This window comes from Mediterraneibacter faecis (genome assembly GCF_055383675.1).
In genome coordinates this window covers 2,907,786-2,927,401 of sequence record NZ_AP043803.1, presented here as the reverse complement: position 1 = coordinate 2,927,401, position 19,616 = coordinate 2,907,786, and the positions used below count along the sequence as shown (strand labels likewise).

Sequence of the window (19,616 nt, the reverse complement as noted above, 5' to 3'; positions counted from 1 at the left end):
AAGCATCTTCTTTTTCATAAAATATCGAGGTGGCAAATATGTATGCTGTGGAAATGAGAAAAATTACGAAGCGCTTTGGTAGTTTTACTGCAAACGATCAAATCGATTTCTTAGTAAAAAAAGGTGAAATACACTGCCTGTTAGGAGAAAACGGAGCAGGAAAAACAACATTGATGAATGTGCTGTTCGGTTTGTACAAAGCAGACGAAGGCGAATTAAAGATAAACGGTAAAGAGATTAAAAAACATTCTGCAAGAAATGCTTTTCAATGTGGATTAGGAATGGTTCATCAGCATTTCATGTTAGTGGATGCACTTACAGTATGGGAAAATGTTGTGATCGGAAATGAACCAGGAAAGTTCAGTATCAATAAAAAAGAAGCAATAAAAAAGGTTCAGGAGTTATCAGACAAATATCATTTCGATTTGAATGCAGAGGCTAAGGTTGCAGATTTGTCAATTGGTATGAAACAAAGAGTAGAGATTTTGAAAACTCTGTACCGCGGTGCAGAAATCCTGATTTTGGACGAACCGACAGCCGTATTAACTCCACAAGAAGTATTAGAGCTTTTGGATATTTTCAGAGATATCAGAAAACAGGGAAAGACGATTATCTTCATTACACATAAGCTGAATGAGACAAAAGCGGTATCGGATTCACTTACTGTATTAAGAGCCGGAAAATCGGTGTTCCAGGCAGCTACAAAGGATGTTACGGTAGAAATGCTTGCGAATGAGATGGTCGGACATGAAGTTTCTTTCCATTTGGAGCGTAAGAAACAGGATGCAGGTGAAACGATATTATCAATCGAGAATGTAAAGTTGCTTGAAAATGCGTCCAATACAGTTTCACTTGATGTTCATGCCGGGGAAATCCTTGGAATTGCAGGAGTTGAAGGGAATGGACAGATGCAGTTGGAAGAGATGATCATGGGACTGCAGAAGTGTAAAGAAGGAAAGATTTCCATCAAGGGAGAAGATATTACAGAATGTCCAACGAAAAAGCGTTTGGGACTTGGTATGAGTTATATTCCTTCTGAAAGACATCAGCGTGCAATCCTTCCAGGATTTTCAATCCTAGAAAATTATCTATTGGGAAATCAGAATGATCCGAAATATGTTCAGCATGGCTGGATTAATTTCAAGACATTATCTGAGACAACAAAAAAATTAATGGAAAAATATGATGTGCGTGCGGTGGATGAAAAGCAGAGTATAGGATCTTTGTCAGGTGGAAACCAGCAGAAGATGGTTTTGAGTCGAGAAGTAGAAAAAGATTCTGATTTCATTCTGGTCTGCCAGCCGGTCAGAGGTCTGGATATAGGAGCAATCAATTATATTCATGAAATCTTGTTGGAACTGAGGAATCAAGGAAAAGCTATTTTACTGATTTCAGCAGAACTTACAGACATTTTCCAATTATGTGATCGTATTGCGGTTATGTACAAAGGAGAGGTCATGGCACTTGGAAAAAATGAAGAATTTACAAATGAGTCAATAGGTCTGCTAATGGCTGGTCAAAGGGGCGTGGAATCATAATGGAAAAACAAACTGTAAAAAAACAAAAAGTATTTTTAAGTCTTGAACAATTATACTTATCAATATTTGCAATTATTTTATCCTTATTAATTACTGCATTGATCATGCTTGTATCAGGGGAAAATCCAATCAATGCATTTCAGGCACTGTTAGCAGGCGCTTTAGGATCTAAAACTGCGATTGCGACAACATTAGGCAAAACAGTACCGTTATTATTTGTTGGTATGGCATGTGCATTTTCTAACAAAGCAGGCTTATTTAATATCGGATGTGAAGGCCAGCTTTATATCGGAGCATTGACAGCAACAGCGACAGCGTTGGCAATGCAGGGGCTTCCTAGATTTCTTGTTATTCTTGTATCATTTTTAACAGGAATGATGTCCGGAGCACTGGTTGGAGGATTCAATGGCCTTTTAAAGGCAAAGCTGAATATTAATGAAGTACTTGTGGCAATCATGCTGAACTATATTATGAAGTTTTTCGCAAGCTACTGTGTACATGGTCCGATGAAAGATCCGAAATCCAAAGTTATGCAATCACCTTCGATCGGTCAGGAATATATGCTTACGAAAATCCTGCCAAAATCTCAGCTGACTACAGCATTGATTCTGGGATTGATCCTGGCAGCACTGTTATATGTATTTATCAACAAAACAGGAGCAGGTTTTGCACTTCGTGCAGTTGGAGAAAATGGTTCTGCGGCACAGGCAGCAGGAATCAGTATGGTTAAGACAGTTATTATTACGATGGCAGCCAGTGGAGCGATTGCAGCATTGACAGGAGTTACGGAAGTATTCGGAAAAACAGGAAAGTTCGTAGACGGATTTTCTCCTGGATATGGATTCACAGGAATCGCGGTTGCTGTATTAGGTAATAACCATCCGGTTGGAGTTATCTTGAGTGCACTTTTATTTGGAATTTTAGAATCAGGTGCAATGACAATGAGTTATGTGGCCGGCGTTTCAACAAGTATGATCAAAGTGATGCAAGGTCTGGTTATTCTATTCGTAGCGACTCCGGAATTAGTTGCATTCATGAAGAGAAGGAGGGCGAAATAATGGAAAATTTAGCACATCTTTTTTCTATGGATATGGTCATGGTTACTTTGCGAATGGCCATTCCCTTAATTCTTGCTTCAATTGGAAGTGTAATCTGTGAAAGAAGTGGTATCATTAACCTCGGAATTGAAGGTATGATGCTGATGGGTGCAATTGGAGCCGTTATGGGGACTGCTTTTACATCAGTTCCTTGGCTTGGAGTTGCACTTGCGATTATTATGGGTGGATTATTCGGACTTTTACATGCGGTTTTATGTATCAAATATCATACAAACCAGGCGGTCAGCGGAGTTGGAATTAACATTTTTGCTTCTGGATTGACATTGGTATTATGTAAAGTGATTTGGAATAAAGAAGGTCTGAGTGAAGAAGTTGCTCAGATTCCGACGATTACAATCCCTGGATTGAGTAAGATCCCTGTTCTGGGTGCATTGTTCACTAATCAGTCGCCGTATTTGTATATTACACTTTTTATAGTTTTTATCTCATGGTATATCATGTTTAAAACAAAAGCAGGCTTGAGACTTCGTACGATAGGAGATCATCCGAAGGCGGCTGCAACAGCCGGAGTAAATGTTAAAAAATACAGATATGTTTCTGTTATTTTGTGTGGAATGTTGTGCGGTTTAGCCGGTTCTTATCTTTCAATTGTTCAGAGTAATCTGTTTGTAAAAGAAATGGTTGCAGGTAGGGGATATATTGCGCTGGCAGCAACGATCTTCGGAGGATGGAATCCTTTGGGATCATTCTTTGCAAGTCTTCTGTTTGCATTTTCACAGGCAATTAGAATTATAATGGAATTTGATATTCCGGAGCAATTCTTGCAGATGCTTCCATATGTATTAACAATGATTGTTTTAGTTCTTGCAGGTGGAAAATCAAAAGGACCGCAGGCATCCGGAGATATAAAAGATTGATGGAACGTTGAATGTACAGGAGGCACATAGTTATGAAAATTGCAGTTGTTGGAAGTATTAATATTGACCAGTCAGTTGAGACAGATAGAATTCCGCGAAAAGGTGAAACAATAGCAGGACAATCATTGCAATACACTCCGGGAGGAAAAGGCGCTAATCAGGCTGTTGCGATGGGAAGGTTAGGAGCAGAAGTAGTATTTTTTGGCTGTGTCGGAGATGATGCGAATGGAAAAGCAATGCTTGAAAATTTGGAATCACAAGGAGTATCTACAACACATATCCAAACGATAGAAAATGTTCCTACAGGAATTGCTTTGATCACAGTTGGGGATGATGATAATACAATTATTATTGTCAGTGGTGCAAATCATTATGTGGATAAGCCGTATATTGATAAAATCAAACATTACCTGACAGAGTTTGACCTGGTTGTCTTACAAAATGAGATTCCGAAAGAAACGAATCTGTATGTGATAGATTTTTGTAACCAGAATCATATTCCTGTACTTTTTAACCCGGCACCAATCGAAGGGGTGGATATGGATATTATTGAAAAGGTTACTTATTTTACACCAAATGAGCATGAAGCAGAATTACTTTTTCAGACAAATGATTATGAGGAATTAGTAAAAAAATATCCGGAGAAACTTCTGATTACAATGGGTGAAAAGGGTGTACTTGTGCAGTTGAATGACGGAGAGACATTGACTGTTCCGGCAAGAAAGACAAAGGTTGTCGATACAACAGGAGCAGGAGATACATTAAACGGAGCATTTGCAATGCAGATCGCAGGCGGAGCATCCGTTAAGGATGCATTACAATTTGCAAATGTTGCCGCAAGTCTGTCTATTGAAAAGTTCGGAGCACAGGGCGGAATGCCTACTTATGAAGAAGTTGTTAATGTATTGATGAAATAAGATCCTGAAGCAACCTGAGTTAAGAAAATAGAAAAATGATTGTAGGAGAATTTTGTTATGGCATTAGATAAAGAATTAAAGACATTAGGAAAGAAGCAGTACCATATACATTTAAAACCCGGAGATATCGGAAAATATGTTTTATTACCGGGAGATCCGGCACGTTCAGACCGTGTTGCAAAATATCTGGATAATGCTGAATTTGTTGCTGAAAACAGAGAACATCGTACATTTACAGGATATTATAAAGGGGTAAAAATTTCTGTAACTTCCACTGGTATGGGATGTCCTTCTGCTACAATCGCAGCAGAAGAACTGATGAATATTGGTGCAGAATGTTTGATCCGAATCGGAAGCAGTGCAGCGTTACAGGATGACATTAAAATCGGAGATTTGATGATTTCTACAGGTTCTATGAAAAATGAAGGGACAAGCCGCTTTTATGTACCGGATTGTTTCCCATCTGTACCGGATTTTGATTTAACTCGTGAGATTATTGATACTGCAAGAGAGATGCAGCCGCAGCTATCCGGAAAAGTGCATTACGGAATCAATGCTTCTGATGATGCTTTTTATGGTGAGACAGAGGAGTGGATTCAGAAATTATCCGGCTTAGGTTGCTTAAATGTAGAAATGGAAAGTTCTGCTCTTTATACAGTTTGTCACCGTAGAAAGAAACGTGCTGCTATGATCAGTGCAGTTTCTGGAAATCTGGTCACAGGTGATGTAATTTATGAAAATGTAAATGAGGGACTTGTAAAAGGTTGGGACGAAGAAATTAAGATTGTGTTAGAAGCAATTTATCGTTTCGAGCAAAAACTGCAGGCAGAAACTATTTAAAAGCCAATTCACTTTTAACAGTTTTTAGCCCTTCAAATAGCTGCATTCTTTCGGGAATGCGGCTATTTGTTTTTTCGCTACTGGCAATCATTTGCAGATAGTAGCATTATTGTTAGATGTAGAGAAATTCGAAGATTGGAATGTTTGTGATGTTATGTCTTAACGACAATTGATCTGTTTGTATTAAGCTTTATGTGTATCCTCACAGGGCTTTTGAACCAGAACAGCTATTTGAACCGGACAGTAGAAGAACCACGCAATGGTCAGTGCTCATTGTACTTTGCAACCGACAGATGTAAAATCTATTTGTCCTCACTTTCGAGGACAGACGGATTTTTTCTTTTTTGTTATAATAAAATAAAAGAAAAGAACACATCGGATATGTCGCAAAAGGAAAGGGGGATGGTTTGATGCGGAAAATTGTGGTCGATATGCAGAATTTTCTGTTTGCTGATTCCATAGCGACCGCATTCAGAAATTCAGATTATGAGATCGATGTGATTCGTACGGAGTCTCCGAAGGATACGGTTGAATTGTGTCAGGTGTACAAACCATTTGTTCTTATAATGGAAGTGACAGGTTATATCCCGTGGAACCTCTGTGAGAGATTGAAGCTTCGTGATGAAGTAAAGAAAATGTGTCCCCACTGTAAAATTGCTCTCATTGTAGATTCCAATACGGAACGACAGGCAGCGATAGAGATTCGGGATGCAAAGAAGAATGGTTTTATTGATCAGTTTTTCTATGGATCTATGACAGCTGAATATCTGATGGATCAGATTTATGCGATGTAAAAAGGCAGCAGGAAACAAACCGTGATTTGTCTGTAGAATTTTAAAATGTAGACAGATCATAAGTTGAAAAAGGAGGAGTCAGTATGGGACTTATTAAAGCAGGTATGGGTGCACTTGGTGGAACATTAGCGGATCAATGGAAGGAGTTTTTCTATTGCGAATCTATGCCGAAAGAAGTGCTTGTTACAAAGGGTCAGAAGAGAACGACAGGTCGTTCTTCTAATACAAAAGGAAATGACAATATCATTTCTAACGGTTCCGGTATTGCCGTGGCTGATGGACAGTGTATGATCATTGTAGAACAGGGGAAGGTTGTAGAAGTTTGTGCAGAGCCTGGTGAATTTACATATGATACCTCAACAGAACCATCTATTTTTTCGGGCAATCTCGGTGAGAGCATTAAAGAGACATTTAAAACCGTAGGCAAGCGTTTTACTTATGGTGGAGATACAGGTAAGGATCAGAGAATTTATTACTTTAATACAAAGGAAATTCTGGAAAACCGTTTCGGTACAGCGAATCCGGTTCCGTTCCGTGTAGTAGACTCCAAGATCGGATTGGATATTGACGTATCAATCCGTTGTTCAGGTGTATATTCTTATAAGATTGTTGATCCACTGTTGTTCTATTCAAATGTATGTGGAAATGTAGAACAGGAGTATTCCCGTGAAGAACTTGACAGTACTCTTAAGACAGAATTTATCTCAGCCCTGCAGCCGGCATTTGGTCGTCTGTCAGAGATGGAACTTCGTCCAAACCAGATTGTAACACACAACACAGATCTTGAAAATGCCATGAACACTGCACTTTCAGAGAAGTGGGGCGCTCTTCGTGGACTGAAGGTTGTCAGTATTGCTCTTGGATCAGTTACTCTTCCGGACGAGGATGCAGAACTGATCAAACAGGCACAGCGTACAGCAATTATGCGTGATCCTACAATGGCAGCAGCTACACTTGTCGGTGCTCAGGCAGATGCGATGAAGACCGCAGCAGGCAACGAGGCAGGAGCTATGACAGGATTCATGGGCATGGGTATGGCAATGAACGCTGCAGGTGGTGGAATGAATGCACAGAATCTTTTCGCTATGGGACAGCAACAGCAGGCTCAGCAGGCAGCACAGCAGCAGGCAGCACAGCAGCAGGCAGCTCCGGCAGCAGGCGGATGGAAATGTGCATGTGGTACTACAGTAACAGGTAATTTCTGTCCGAACTGTGGAGCAAAGAAACCGGAACCGAAACCAGAACCGGGCGCATGGAAATGCTCTTGCGGAGCTACGGTGACAGGCAACTTCTGTCCGGAATGCGGTTCTAAGAGACCGGCAGAGGACGAAGGCTGGACGTGTTCCTGTGGCGCAGTAAACAAAGGCAAATTCTGTACGAACTGTGGAGCAAAGAAGCCGGCAGGAGCGCCGCTTTACCGTTGTGATAAGTGCGGATGGGAACCGGAAGATCCGAAGAATCCGCCGAGATTCTGTCCGGAGTGTGGAGATATCTTTGACGAGAACGACAGACAGTAACGGATGAATAGCAGTTAGAAAATAACTGCCGGAAGCACGGCACGGAAGAAAGGAGAATGAGTTATGGCAGGCTTGCAGGAATATAAATGTCCTTGCTGTGGCGGTGCAATCGCCTTTGACAGTAAGATTCAGAAGATGAAGTGTCCGTACTGTGATACTGAGTTCGAGATGGATGCACTCAAAGGTTATGATGCAGAGCTGCAGAATGAACAGACAGATGACATGGAGTGGGATACTTCCGCAGGCAGTGAATGGCAGGAAGGTGAAACAGATGGTTTACGCACGTATGTGTGTAAGTCCTGTGGAGGCGAGATTGTCGGAGATGCCAACATGGCAGCAACATCCTGCCCATTCTGTGATAATCCGATCGTAATGATGGGACAATTTGCGGGAGCATTAAAACCGGATCTGGTGATCCCGTTCAAATTAGATAAAAAGGCAGCAAAAGAAGGATTGAAGAAGCATCTGACCGGAAAACGTCTTCTGCCAAAGATCTTCAAGGATCAGAATCATATTGATGAGATCAAAGGTATTTACGTTCCATTCTGGCTTTTTGATACAAATGTAGATGCCGCAGTCCGCTATCGGGCAACAAAGGTACGCATGTGGAGTGACAGTGATTATGATTATACTGAGACAAGTCATTTTATGGTTCACCGGGGTGGAAGTATTGGTTTTGAAAATGTTCCGGTAGATGGATCCACAAAGATGGCAGATGATCTGATGGAATCTATCGAGCCATTCAATATTTCAGGTGCGGTGGATTTCCAGACTGCTTATCTCGCAGGATATCTGGCAGATAAGTATGATGTAACTGCCGAACAAAGTATTGAACGTGCCAATAAACGTGTAAAACATTCTACAGAGGAAGCTTTTGCTGAGACAGTAAAAGGTTATGCTACAGTAACAACAGACAATAGCAGTGTACAATTTCATGGCGGAAAGGCAAAGTATGCACTGTATCCGGTATGGCTTCTGAATACGACATGGAACGGAAATAAATACACCTTTGCAATGAATGGACAAACAGGAAAGTTTGTCGGTGATCTGCCGGTAGATAAAGGTGCAGCAGCACGCTGGACAGTGATGCTGGCAGCTGTATTCTCAGTTGTAACGTATGGTGCTGCATGGTTTTTGCACCTGAGCGGACTGTTTTAGGGAGGTGGGGAAATGAAGAAAAGAATTTTATCGTTTATGACGATCCTCATCCTCTGTCTAGGTCTTGCAGTTCCGGCTTTTGCGGAGGAAACAGAAGGATTCGCAAATGAATATCCTCGTGTCATCGACAATGCGGAGCTTCTGTCTGCAGATGAGAGGGAGCTGTTAACCAGTAAGTTAGATGAGATTAGTACGCGACAGAAGGTAGATGTGACGGTTGCCACAACCGATACACTGGATGGACTGACGGTATCTGATTATGCGGAACGATTCTACGAGTCTCATAATTATGGTTATGGACCGGACAAGGATGGAACAATACTTCTGATCAGCATGGAAGATCATGATTGGTATATGGCAACCTACGGATATGCTATTACAGCATTTACGGATGCAGGTATCCAGTACATAGGAGAAGAGATGACGGGTGATTTGTCTGATGGTGATTTTGCGGCAGCATTTGATATATTTGCTGACGAGTGTGATGATTTTATTACGCAGGCAAAAACCGGAGAACCTTATGATATCGATAATGAACCACAAAAACCAATGTCATGGATCTGGATTCCGATTTCATTAGTAGCTGGTATCGTCCTTTCATTGATTGTTGTTGGCACTATGAAATCAAAGTTGAAAACAGTACGTTTCCAGGCAGCAGCTAATAATTATGTGAAAGCTGGAAGTATGAATCTTACTGAGAGCAGAGACATATTCCTGTATAATACAATGACAAAAACAAAAAAAGAGAAAAATGATTCTTCCAGTGGTGGCGGCGGAAGCAGTACGCATACAACATCTTCCGGAAGCACTGCCGGAGGCGGTGGCGGAAAATTCTAGGAGAGATGTTCGGATACAGAATACCGGGGCAATTTAATAGTGAAAAAAGAGAAGCTGGTTCCCAAATGCTTGGGAATTGGCTTCTCTTTTTAAATAGTGTAATTATCTGTCCACATCCACAAAATATTTCCTGAACTCATCATAAGAACACGGTCGTCCCAAGTAGAATCCCTGGCAGTAATCCGGTTTCAGAAGTTTCATCTTCTGTAATTCGTCTTCTGTCTCAATACCTTCAATACAAAGTTTCAGACCGAGATTATGAATCATGTTACTAAACTGATTTAACAGATAATATTCCTTTTTGTCTGTGATTGCCTTGGAAGTAAAACCACGATCAATCTTAACAATATCAGGGTGAAGTTCACTCAGATAATGAAAGTTGGAATAACCGGTTCCAAAGTCATCCAATGCTAACTGCAAGCCAGCCTGTTTTAATTTTTTCAGGAAGTTTTGCGCCTTTTCATTTTTTTCGAGCAGAATACTTTCTGTCAGTTCAATTACAATTGCAGCAGGTGGAAGACCAGAAGCGTCCATCTCGCTGATAAGGTCTGTAATAATATCTGATTTTGTGATCTGCACCTGGGATACATTAATATTAACTTTGAAATCAGGAATTTGCATCCGGATTTTCCGGCAGGCGGTTATTGCTTCTCGCATGAACCAGCGTCCGGTTGGAATAATCAGTCCGCTTGTCTCTAAAAGTGGTATGAACTCAGCAGGTGAGATCGGTCCAAATTTTTTAGAAGCAAAGCGTATCAGCACCTCTGCTCCGGTCAGTTTATCCTGTCGGATATCCATGACTGGCTGGAAGATTATTGAGAATCCACGGAAACCATGATTTACTGCTGAATGAAGCTCATTTGTGATCTCACGGATACGTAAGAAATTCTGGTACTCTTCTTCCTGGAATATATAACAGCAGTTTCTTCCATGCTGCTTAGCCACGGTCAGTGAAAAGTCAGTTCGCTTTATAATCTCTTCATAACCGGTCCGTGATAGATCCGGAAGCGGCAGGATACCGGCAGAAATAGTAAATACCGCAGCAAAGTTGTTTTCTTCAATAAACTGATTAATATGTTTGCATATGTGGTCATAAAGGTTAGATGCTGTTGTCATATCAGAGGATGTTGTATCTAATATAATAAATTCATCTGATGCTATCTTGTAGACCTTTTGGCTATCCGAGATACAGGATAAGATGCAGGACGCTGTTTCTCGAAGAACGTAGTCTCCGTAATCCCATCCATAGTTTTCATTGATCATTTTAAAACCGTCAATTCCGACATGAATCAAGAAGCCTTTATTAAGTGTAGAAACCGAATCTTTGAAATATTTTTCCAAAGAAGTCTCTCCGAGAAGTCCGGTAATATTATCAGCTTTCTGCCGGTTACCAATTTCATTGATACATCCGATCAGGTAGATCGGCTCTTGCTGATCGCCACGTATGATATAGCCACGGCAGTTGATCCAGACTGGTTCCCTGTTAAGATCCAGCCAGCGGTAATCCATATTGTGTGTGTTCCGGTCTGTGTTGAGCAGATTATCTAGTTCAGCTTTCAGAAGCGGATAATCTTTTTTGTATACGAATTCTTTAAGTTCTTTTGTCATATTATGGAATTCATTTCCAGGCAGACAAAAACGATTCAGAGCTTGTGGAGCAATATAGAAAAAGTCGGTTCTGAAATCCAGCATATACAGGAAACCATCTGTGCTTGGGCTGAGCAGATCGATGATATTACATAATTCTTTAAGCGAAAAATCCTGATAATTTTTTGTGTGGCTGAAGATTTCTTTCTGCTGCTTTTCCTCGGCAGATGTTCCTGTATTAATAAGCGTGTTGCTAGTCAGAAGTTCTGAATTGCCTGCATATGCAAGTTTCCGTTTTCGTTTTATGCGGTACAGCATGAGATCACTTCGTTTTGCAAGGTCTTTAAAAGTGCTGTCCATTTCCGGAAGAAAACAGGCATATCCGGAGGAAATACTTAATGGATAGTTAAAGGTATGCTCTGTTGATTCTAAAGTTTGATTTAATTGAGCAATTTTGTCTTCAATATTATTTTCCTTATTCTTATTGTAGAAATATGCAAATTCATCTCCACCAATGCGGAAAAGATTTTCTTTATCAGGAAAGAATTGTTTAATGCACTGAGAACATAACTGCAGAGCTTCATCGCCTTTCTCATGTCCAAACCGGTCATTAATTATTTTCAGATTATCCAGGTCAAAAAGAATAAGACCGGTAGTATGAAGTTTGTCTTTCTGCACGTTAAGACGATTCACTTTCTTTTCATAGGCATTTCGATTCATGGTATCTGTAAGCAGATCCGTGTCCGCAAGTTTCTGTAGGTAAACCAGCTTTTGTTTCTGGAGATAGTGATCATAAAAACGTGATACCTGGATCCAGACCAGCAAAAGGATGAATAGCATCGTTCCCAATGGAAGGAAGAGGGAGGTTTGTTGAAAATGCCGGATATAGTAAGCAACAAGTTCTGCAGCACCCAATGCCATGACCAGATACATTGGATATTTAAAATGTCTGGCAGCTTCATTTTGTAATTTTATAGATTCATAACGAATCAATGTTACTGTATAAATTACATTCACCAGCATGATCAGATGAGTTATCGGAAGAATGCGGAAGATATCGATGACGCCTGTACATTGAAGCAATACTGCCGCTGCCATATTGCACAGATAGAGAATGGACAGGTGTACAGCTCCTTTACGATATTTGCTTTTACAGATATCATACAGAATAAAGTTAAATGGTACTGGAAACAGGAAAAAAGTAAAGTAGTCTATAAAATAAAGTGCTCTTGGATCTGGAATTAAAAACTGCAGAAAACCACATTGCTTTAAAGTCCAAAGTGTGATCAAAAGAGAAAAAACACCAAGGTTCAGGAAAATCATGTAGGATTCATCTGACGAATATTTATCATTTTTCCTCATTATAGAAAAGCATAAAATCAGGCAGATGATTCCTAACGATAAGATTTCGCAGCTTAGAACCAATGAACAGAGACTTTTGCTCAGGATCTTCAGGGTACAGTCTCCTTTTGTCCCTCCAAAAAGATGGAAAGAATTTCCGTAGTAGTCTGAATATACAGGAATAATCCTGACCTGCAAGTGTTTTCCATCACTGTTTTTTGGAAGATCGACAATATGCCAGCAAGGGCCGGGAGACTTCATGAATCTTAATGTGTCAGTATCATTTCCAAATTCATAGATTTTCTCTCCATCAAGCAATACCTCAGCCCGGGTATGGGTTGTCTTGAACAAAATGGATTGTTGATTCTGAAAAGAATCCGGAAGAATGACATCTTCAATTCGAATATTATCTTCGAATCGTTCGGTTGTCACAAGCTGGGTTGTATTGTCAAAAACTAAATATTCACGGGTCGTATTTTGATGAAAAATCCAACCTGAAAAGACAGTGCCAAACAGGATGAACAGGATTAAAGAGATCCATAATTTTTTCTTAAATTTCATAACTTTTTCCTTTTATAGAATATCACTTCCATCCGGAATCTTGGAAATAATCGTTCGATTAGTCCTAAACAGAAAGATAAGTGAGACAATCAGTGACATGATCTCGGCAGTCAGGAAAGCCCACCACACTGCATGAAGCCCACCAAATTTTGCCAGTATATATGCAGCCGGGATCAGTACGACAAGCTGACGCATGATGGATACAATCATGCTGAATACGGCCTTTCCAAGTGCCTGAAATACAGTACCACAGATGATGCCAAACCATGCAAGCAAGTAATGGATACCGATGATACGAAGCGCAGGGACGCCGATCGTAAGCATATCAGTAGATGCGTTGAACATTCCGAGAAGTACCTGTGGAACGAATTCAAAGCAAAGGAATCCGAAGAGCATAATGCAAAATGCTGTTGCCATACTGAGCTTGATCGTCTTGACCATACGTTTTCTATTTTGCGCACCGTAGTTGAATGCAATGATCGGAGTGATACCGTTATTCAAACCGAAGACAGGCATGAAGAAAAAGCTCTGCAGTTTGAAATACACCCCAAATACGGCAGTTGCAGTAGATGAAAATGTGATCAGGATACGGTTCATGGAGTATGTCATAACAGAACCAATCGACTGCATGATAATAGATGGAATACCGATTGCATAAATTGTTCTGATAATTCTTCCATCCGGACGGAAACCACGGAACTGAAGTTTCACATCAGGGTTAAATTTATGGTTACAGATAAATGCGACAAGTGCGCCTACACACTGCCCGATGACTGTAGCTAAGGCAGCACCGGTAACGCCCATCTTAGGGAAGCCGATCAGACCGAAGATCAGGATCGGGTCAAGAATGATATTCGTAATCGCACCGCATAGCTGAGAAGTCATACTGAAAATGGTTCTTCCTGTGGAAGTGAGCAGTCGTTCAAAGCAAATCTGTGCCAGCAGTCCCATAGAGAAGATCATAACAGTGCTCAGATAATCGATTCCCATTTCCATGATCTCAACATCTGCATTTCCAATCTGGCTTGCATAGAAAGGTTTTACTACGGTAAAACCAAGGATAAGAAATACAATATAACTTATGATATAAAGAAATGCTCCATTAGACGCAATCTTATTTGCTTCCTCGGTTTGTTTTGCACCGAGAGCTCTGGAAAGAAGTGCATTCATACCAACGCCGGTACCGGTTGCAACTGCAATGAGCAGCATCTGTAACGGGAAGGCAAGAGAAACTGCGGTAAGAGCATTTTCTGACAGTTTTGCTACAAAGATACTGTCTACAATATTATAAAGTGCCTGCACTAGCATGGAAACCATCATCGGTAAGGACATGTTGAATAAGAGTCTGCCGATTGGCATGGTTCCCATTTTGTTCTCTGCTGCAGGGGCAGAAGCTGTTTTTTGGTTCATATATTCTCCTGTTATTACGAAAACTTAATTTAAAGCGTCAATTATTAATGATAGCATTATATGGTGTACGTTTCAATAGTTGAAGACTTGAAAATGTCTTAAAGGTCAGTTTGATGTATAGATTTATTGTGTTAATAGGTAAAGTCAATAGAAGTAATAGTAATAACTTGACAGTTTGCGTAGTATATGATATTTTTTAAGTAGTAAGTAGTAAGTAGTAAGTAGTAAGTAGTAAGTAGAAAACAAAAATGGCGAGATGCGTTGCTGGTCGCACATCATGTGAACAGTAACAATAAGAGGAAAGAGAGGAAGACGGGTATGAAAGATCTTACATTATCTCAGCAATATGCATTACTTGCGTTGGACGGACAGGAGAGTCTTCATCCAAGCGTAGCAAAAAGTGCCGTATTGAGGGCTGTTTCGGCTGCGCAAGTGTTGGAGACAGAATTAGGAAAAGCAGATGCGGATTCATTTTCAGAATTTTCTGCAGCACTGCAGAAAGCGGTACAGACGGCAAAGACATTGAAGAAAAAAGAGGAGACTCAGATCGAGCAAAAAGTGGTGAGTATTCTGGAAGCAGAGGAATTACTTAAGGAAGTTCCGGATATTTTGGGCTGTGATATGAATTATGATACATCAGGTGTTGAACTAAAGGCATATCTTAGTGATGAGACAAGTTATATCAGAATAAAAGAAGGACTTCGTGCAGAAATTTTAGAGGATGATCCAATTAGTCTGGAATATGCGGTTCTCTTATGGCTTCTCCGTGAAAGTGGCTGTATCCATGACTTGTTTTCTGTATCAGAGCAGAATCGTGTAGAAGAACGTATGACAGAAGCTGCTGTTCAGGATGAGAAGTACCGTGCATTATGGGAAGCAGAATTTCATAATGTTTTTGAAGGATTTATGAATCGGTTTGTGAAGACTAAGAGTAAACTGCTTAAGAATCCATATTTAGAGGGTGTTAATCTTGTATTTCCTTACCTTGACAGAAGAAAATCCGTATTTATCGATACGGTTATTTTTGGAACTAACGTGGCGGACAGAAGAGCTGCGGCTGTAGAACATTTGAAGAAAAAAGGCTTTGCGGTAGAGGAGATCAGAGTAGGCAGTGAGACTTTACTAAAAATAGGCAACATATATTACCGTATCTTCCCAATGACGAAAACAGCATATAAAGTACCGATTCAGGGAGTCAACCTGGTACCGGCATACTGGCAGTAGGAAGAAAGTACGGAAATACTAATTATGTGGACGGTAGAAAAGGTGAGCAGATGTCAAGACAGAGATGCATGGAAGTAATAGAGCAGGCAGAATATGTGACGATCGGAGAGCTTGTGCGGCTTACAGCAGTGCGCTACAGTACTTTGAAGTTTTATACAGAGGAAGGAATGCTGCCGTTCGAGCAGGCAGAAGAGAATCTGACCAGAAGATACCGCAGAGTTGAGAGCTTAGAAAGGATTGCGCAGATTCGTCGGTTAAGAGAACAGAAGAAGACAATTCCGGAGATTAAAGAGATTCTGGGATATGGTGAAGAGTAGAAGGTGAAAAGAGGCTGTCTCTCATGTGCAGCCTCTTTTTCAAGCATTATTCCTTCAATATACTTTCCATAACCTTTGGAAGAATCTCACTGACTGCTTCATGATAAGCTGCGGTTGCTTTTTCATCCAGATAATGTGCTTCCTTATGGATCACGATCAAATCTTTGCCTGTGAAATGTGGAAGCATATCTTTGCATAAGCTGGAATTCAGGTTCATTCCGAGAACGAGAATTGTATCAGCTTTAGCGACTTCTTCCACAGCATGGCTGATGACCGTATTACTAAGCATTTCACCATGTAAATAAACTCCGGGATGAATCACAGTCGATTTACATACATCACAAAGAGGAACTTTATCATTGTTTTTGATATATTCAATCGGGAAAATCTTTCCGCAACGTGGACACGCATTATTTTCATAAATATTTCCATATATATTGATCACATTTTTGCAGCCGGCTTTCTGAGGCATATTATAGATGCCTTTTGTGATGATTGTCTTTAAATATCCTGCCTCTTCTAATTTTGCAAGTGCTTCATTTCCCTTTCCTGCCTCCAGATGTTTGGAAAGAATTTCATTTTTATAATATTCATAGAATAATTCTGCATGTGTGTTAAACATACGGGCACTGAATAATTCTTCCGGAGAGTAGCCATACTTTTCTTCAATCCGATATGATTCGTCGCTGTCTCGATGATATGCGACATTTTGCTCTCTCATAAATTCCATTCCGGCGAGACAAACAAGATACTTAGATGTTCTAATTGTTTCTTCAAGATAGTTTAAATTCATAATCATCCCTGCCTTTACAAAATGTTGCTAGCGTTTGTTGAAGTGTTACTTATAAAAATATTATAACATAGATAGAAATAAATTGTCTGAAAACTTATAATAAAACGGAGAAAATTCAAAGATATTTTAATAAAAGATGAATTCACTGTTGACAATAATAGAGAAGTAAGCTATAGTAAAAATATGATAATAGTAATTATTATTAAGATAAATAAGGAGGTAATCAGATGGAGAAGAAAGCACTTTATAATTTGTCTTACGGAGTATTTATGTTATCCACACGTTCCGGCGAGAAAGTAAATGGCTGTATTACGAACACATGTATGCAGGTAGCAAACGACCCGATTCGAATTGCGATATCTGTTTTGAACAGTAATTATACTTGTGATCTAATCAAAGAAAGCGGACTCTTTGCATTGAGTCTGTTGGATGTACAGTGTTCCTTTGAGACAATTAAGCATTTCGGATTCCAGTCAGGAAGAGATGTGGATAAGATGAAAGATCTGACGCTTCCGGTTGATCAGAATGATATACCATATATGGGATATCAGGCATGTGCTGTAATCAGTGGTAAGGTTCTGGAACAGCAGGATCTTGGTACACATACTCTGTTTATTGCAGAAGTAACAGATGCAAAACTGTTGAATGAGAATGCACCGCTTACTTATGCAGATTACCAGAATCGTGTAAAACCAAAGAAGAAAGAGATACCTCAGGATAAGAAGATCGTTGGTTGGAGATGCAAGATCTGTAATTATGTATATGAAGGCAGTGAACTTCCGGCGGATTATATCTGTCCAATCTGCGGACATGATGTCAGCGATTTTGAACCAATTTTTGAAAACTAATGGTAATGATTCATTGATCTCATCATGTAGTGAACAGATGTGAGATCAGGAATAATTATAAAATGAAGATGAAAAGAAAAGGAGATATGAAATTATGAAATATGTATGTGATTTATGCGGATGGGAATATGATGAGGAGCAGGGATATCCGGAAGGCGGCATTGCACCTGGAACAAAGTGGGAAGATGTACCGGAAGATTTTGAATGTCCGCTGTGCGCAGCAGGAAAGGATCAGTTCTCTGAGGAGTAAAGAGAAATTTTATTTAAAATAATGAAAACAGGTGGTAGAATAGATACAGAACTATTTTATCACCTGTTTTACGTTACGAAAGAGAGGAAGAGAAACATGTATCAGGCAGCAAATGACAGATATGAGAAAATGGCTTATGTACGTTGCGGAAAGAGTGGATTAAAGCTCCCGGCAATTTCACTTGGATTGTGGCATAATTTTGGAGATACAGGCGTCTATGAGAATATGAAGGAAATCCTTTTCACAGCATTTGATAATGGAATCGTACACTTCGATCTGGCAAATAATTACGGACCGGCTTACGGAAGTGCGGAGAAGAATTTTGGCAAGATTCTGAAAGAAGAACTTGGTATGTACAGAGATGAACTTCTGATCAGTACAAAGGCTGGATTTGATATGTGGGAGGGTCCTTATGGAAACTGGGGAAGTAGAAAATATCTTCTTTCCAGTCTGGATCAGAGCCTGAAGCGCATGGGGCTTGATTATGTGGACATTTTCTACCATCACCGGATGGATCCGGAGACTCCGTTGGAAGAGACAATGGGTGCACTTGCAAGTGCAGTTCAGTCAGGAAAAGCACTTTATGTGGGTCTCTCAAATTATGATGGTCCAACATTGGAAAAGGCAGAAGCAATTTTAAGAGATTTGAAGTGCCCATTTGTGATCAATCAGAACAGATATTCTATCTTTGACAGAACAATTGAGAAAAATGGTTTGAAAGACACTGCGAAGAAGCTGGAGAAGGGAATTATTGCATTCAGTCCGCTGGCGCAAGGACTTCTCACCGACCGTTATCTGAAAGGAATCCCGGAAGACAGCAGAATTATGACGGACGGTCGTTTCCTGAAGAAATCTGCTTTGACAGAGGAAAAACTTGTGAAGATCAGAGAACTGAACGGACTGGCAGCCGGAAGAGGTCAGACATTGGCAGAGATGGCATTGAGCTGGATCTTGAAGGATGGTATTGTAACAAGCGTTCTTGTAGGTGCATCAAAACCGGAACAGGTATTGGATAATATCAAGGCAATACAGAATACAGACTTTACAGAAGAGGAGATCCGCAAGATTGATGAACTGTCGCTGGACTAAGCAGTAAGTTTGTTCATCATGTACTTGTTTTAATCTAGTTGTCACTTCTAATCTGTGTTATACTGGATAAAAATGAAAGTTGAAAGAGGAGATTTTACTATGGATAGAATAGCAAGCTTTACAATCAATCACCTGGATCTGATGCCGGGTCTGTATGTTTCCAGAAGAGATGCCAAAGGAGACTGTGTGACAACGACATTTGACTTGAGAATCACAGCACCGAACAGAGAACCGGTAGTTGACACTCCGGCACTTCATACGATCGAACATCTGGCAGCGACATTTCTCCGCAACAGTGAGAAGAAGGATGACGTGATCTACTTTGGACCAATGGGCTGCAGAACAGGATGTTATCTTGTAATGTTCGGTAATCTGGATTCAGAGGATGTTCTTGATCTGGTTCTTGAGATGTGTGATTTCATTATCGGATTTGAAGGAGAGATTCCGGGAGCTGCACCGGAACAGTGTGGCAACTATCAGGAGCAGAATCTGGACATGGCGAAGTATTACATTAAGAAATACAAGGATGCACTGGTGAATGACCGTCATCTGGTATATCCGGAGTAAAGAAAAATTAAAACATTGAAAAAAGGACAGGTGACTGGTTTGTAAGACCAATC

The 19,616-nt window shown here is 40.2% G+C and carries 18 protein-coding genes; 15 read left to right on the top strand and 3 right to left on the bottom strand.

Translation table 11 applies throughout. The annotated features are described in order from the left end of the window. Positions 1-38 precede the first annotated feature (38 nt). The 9 genes from ACZ47Z_RS13870 to ACZ47Z_RS13830 all read left to right on the top strand — a co-directional run bounded on the left by ACZ47Z_RS13870 (position 39) and on the right by ACZ47Z_RS13830 (position 9,576). Complete coding sequence (locus ACZ47Z_RS13870) at positions 39-1,538, top strand: ABC transporter ATP-binding protein (RefSeq protein ID WP_226865834.1); 1,500 nt, start codon at positions 39-41, stop codon at positions 1,536-1,538. Beyond that, positions 1,538-2,596, top strand: a complete 1,059-nt coding sequence (locus tag ACZ47Z_RS13865) for an ABC transporter permease (RefSeq protein ID WP_226865833.1) — start codon at positions 1,538-1,540, stop codon at positions 2,594-2,596. The genes ACZ47Z_RS13870 and ACZ47Z_RS13865 overlap by 1 nt, the downstream gene beginning before the upstream one ends. Then, a complete protein-coding gene (locus ACZ47Z_RS13860; protein WP_226865832.1) occupies positions 2,596-3,513 on the top strand; it encodes an ABC transporter permease in 918 nt (305 codons plus the stop codon). Before ACZ47Z_RS13865 ends, ACZ47Z_RS13860 begins: the two co-directional genes overlap by 1 nt. Before the next feature lie 32 nt (positions 3,514-3,545). Next, on the top strand, positions 3,546-4,430 hold the full coding sequence (rbsK, locus tag ACZ47Z_RS13855; RefSeq protein WP_155204511.1) for a ribokinase: 885 nt from the start codon (positions 3,546-3,548) through the stop codon (positions 4,428-4,430). Positions 4,431-4,487: 57 nt separating this feature from the next. Continuing rightward, positions 4,488-5,270: a nucleoside phosphorylase gene (locus ACZ47Z_RS13850; protein ID WP_054753043.1), complete on the top strand. Its 783-nt coding sequence runs from the start codon at positions 4,488-4,490 to the stop codon at positions 5,268-5,270. A 410-nt stretch (positions 5,271-5,680) separates the two neighbouring features. Next, complete coding sequence (locus ACZ47Z_RS13845) at positions 5,681-6,064, top strand: hypothetical protein (RefSeq protein ID WP_055148016.1); 384 nt, start codon at positions 5,681-5,683, stop codon at positions 6,062-6,064. 83 nt (positions 6,065-6,147) lie between these two features. Next, positions 6,148-7,581, top strand: coding sequence for an SPFH domain-containing protein (locus ACZ47Z_RS13840; RefSeq protein ID WP_464525662.1), 1,434 nt, complete (start codon positions 6,148-6,150; stop codon positions 7,579-7,581). 63 nt (positions 7,582-7,644) lie between these two features. Further along, complete coding sequence (locus ACZ47Z_RS13835; RefSeq protein ID WP_464525661.1) at positions 7,645-8,739, top strand: TFIIB-type zinc ribbon-containing protein; 1,095 nt, start codon at positions 7,645-7,647, stop codon at positions 8,737-8,739. Positions 8,740-8,751: 12 nt separating this feature from the next. Beyond that, positions 8,752-9,576 (top strand): TPM domain-containing protein, encoded by an 825-nt coding sequence (locus ACZ47Z_RS13830; protein WP_054753047.1) that lies wholly within the window; start codon positions 8,752-8,754, stop codon positions 9,574-9,576. 102 nt (positions 9,577-9,678) lie between these two features. Here the strand turns inward: ACZ47Z_RS13830 and ACZ47Z_RS13825 are convergent, their stop codons facing one another. Both ACZ47Z_RS13825 and ACZ47Z_RS13820 read right to left on the bottom strand, forming a co-directional pair. Beyond that, positions 9,679-13,065, bottom strand: coding sequence for a bifunctional diguanylate cyclase/phosphodiesterase (locus ACZ47Z_RS13825; protein WP_464525660.1), 3,387 nt, complete (start codon positions 13,063-13,065; stop codon positions 9,679-9,681). A gap of 12 nt (positions 13,066-13,077) precedes the next feature. Further along, positions 13,078-14,475 (bottom strand): MATE family efflux transporter, encoded by a 1,398-nt coding sequence (locus tag ACZ47Z_RS13820; RefSeq protein WP_118174996.1) that lies wholly within the window; start codon positions 14,473-14,475, stop codon positions 13,078-13,080. A gap of 318 nt (positions 14,476-14,793) precedes the next feature. On the opposite strand from ACZ47Z_RS13820, the gene ACZ47Z_RS13815 reads away from it, so the two are divergent. Together ACZ47Z_RS13815 and ACZ47Z_RS13810 are read left to right on the top strand one after the other, a co-directional pair. Next, entirely contained in the window at positions 14,794-15,699 is a 906-nt protein-coding gene (locus ACZ47Z_RS13815; protein ID WP_054753055.1) for a hypothetical protein, read from the top strand. 50 nt (positions 15,700-15,749) lie between these two features. Then, positions 15,750-16,016, top strand: coding sequence for a helix-turn-helix domain-containing protein (locus tag ACZ47Z_RS13810; protein WP_054753144.1), 267 nt, complete (start codon positions 15,750-15,752; stop codon positions 16,014-16,016). Positions 16,017-16,062: 46 nt separating this feature from the next. Here the strand turns inward: ACZ47Z_RS13810 and ACZ47Z_RS13805 are convergent, their stop codons facing one another. Continuing rightward, complete coding sequence (locus ACZ47Z_RS13805; protein WP_054753057.1) at positions 16,063-16,809, bottom strand: SIR2 family NAD-dependent protein deacylase; 747 nt, start codon at positions 16,807-16,809, stop codon at positions 16,063-16,065. 227 nt (positions 16,810-17,036) lie between these two features. Here ACZ47Z_RS13805 and ACZ47Z_RS13800 point away from each other — a divergent pair, with 227 nt between their 5' ends. The 4 genes from ACZ47Z_RS13800 (at position 17,037) to ACZ47Z_RS13785 (ending at position 19,563) form a co-directional block, all read left to right on the top strand. Beyond that, entirely contained in the window at positions 17,037-17,657 is a 621-nt protein-coding gene (locus ACZ47Z_RS13800) for a flavin reductase (RefSeq protein WP_054753059.1), read from the top strand. 94 nt (positions 17,658-17,751) lie between these two features. Continuing rightward, a complete protein-coding gene (locus ACZ47Z_RS13795) occupies positions 17,752-17,907 on the top strand; it encodes a rubredoxin (RefSeq protein ID WP_054753061.1) in 156 nt (51 codons plus the stop codon). A gap of 96 nt (positions 17,908-18,003) precedes the next feature. Then, a complete protein-coding gene (locus ACZ47Z_RS13790; RefSeq protein ID WP_464525659.1) occupies positions 18,004-18,996 on the top strand; it encodes an aldo/keto reductase in 993 nt (330 codons plus the stop codon). A 99-nt stretch (positions 18,997-19,095) separates the two neighbouring features. Beyond that, on the top strand, positions 19,096-19,563 hold the full coding sequence (locus ACZ47Z_RS13785) for an S-ribosylhomocysteine lyase (protein WP_054753065.1): 468 nt from the start codon (positions 19,096-19,098) through the stop codon (positions 19,561-19,563). The last annotated feature ends 53 nt before the right edge of the window (positions 19,564-19,616 follow it).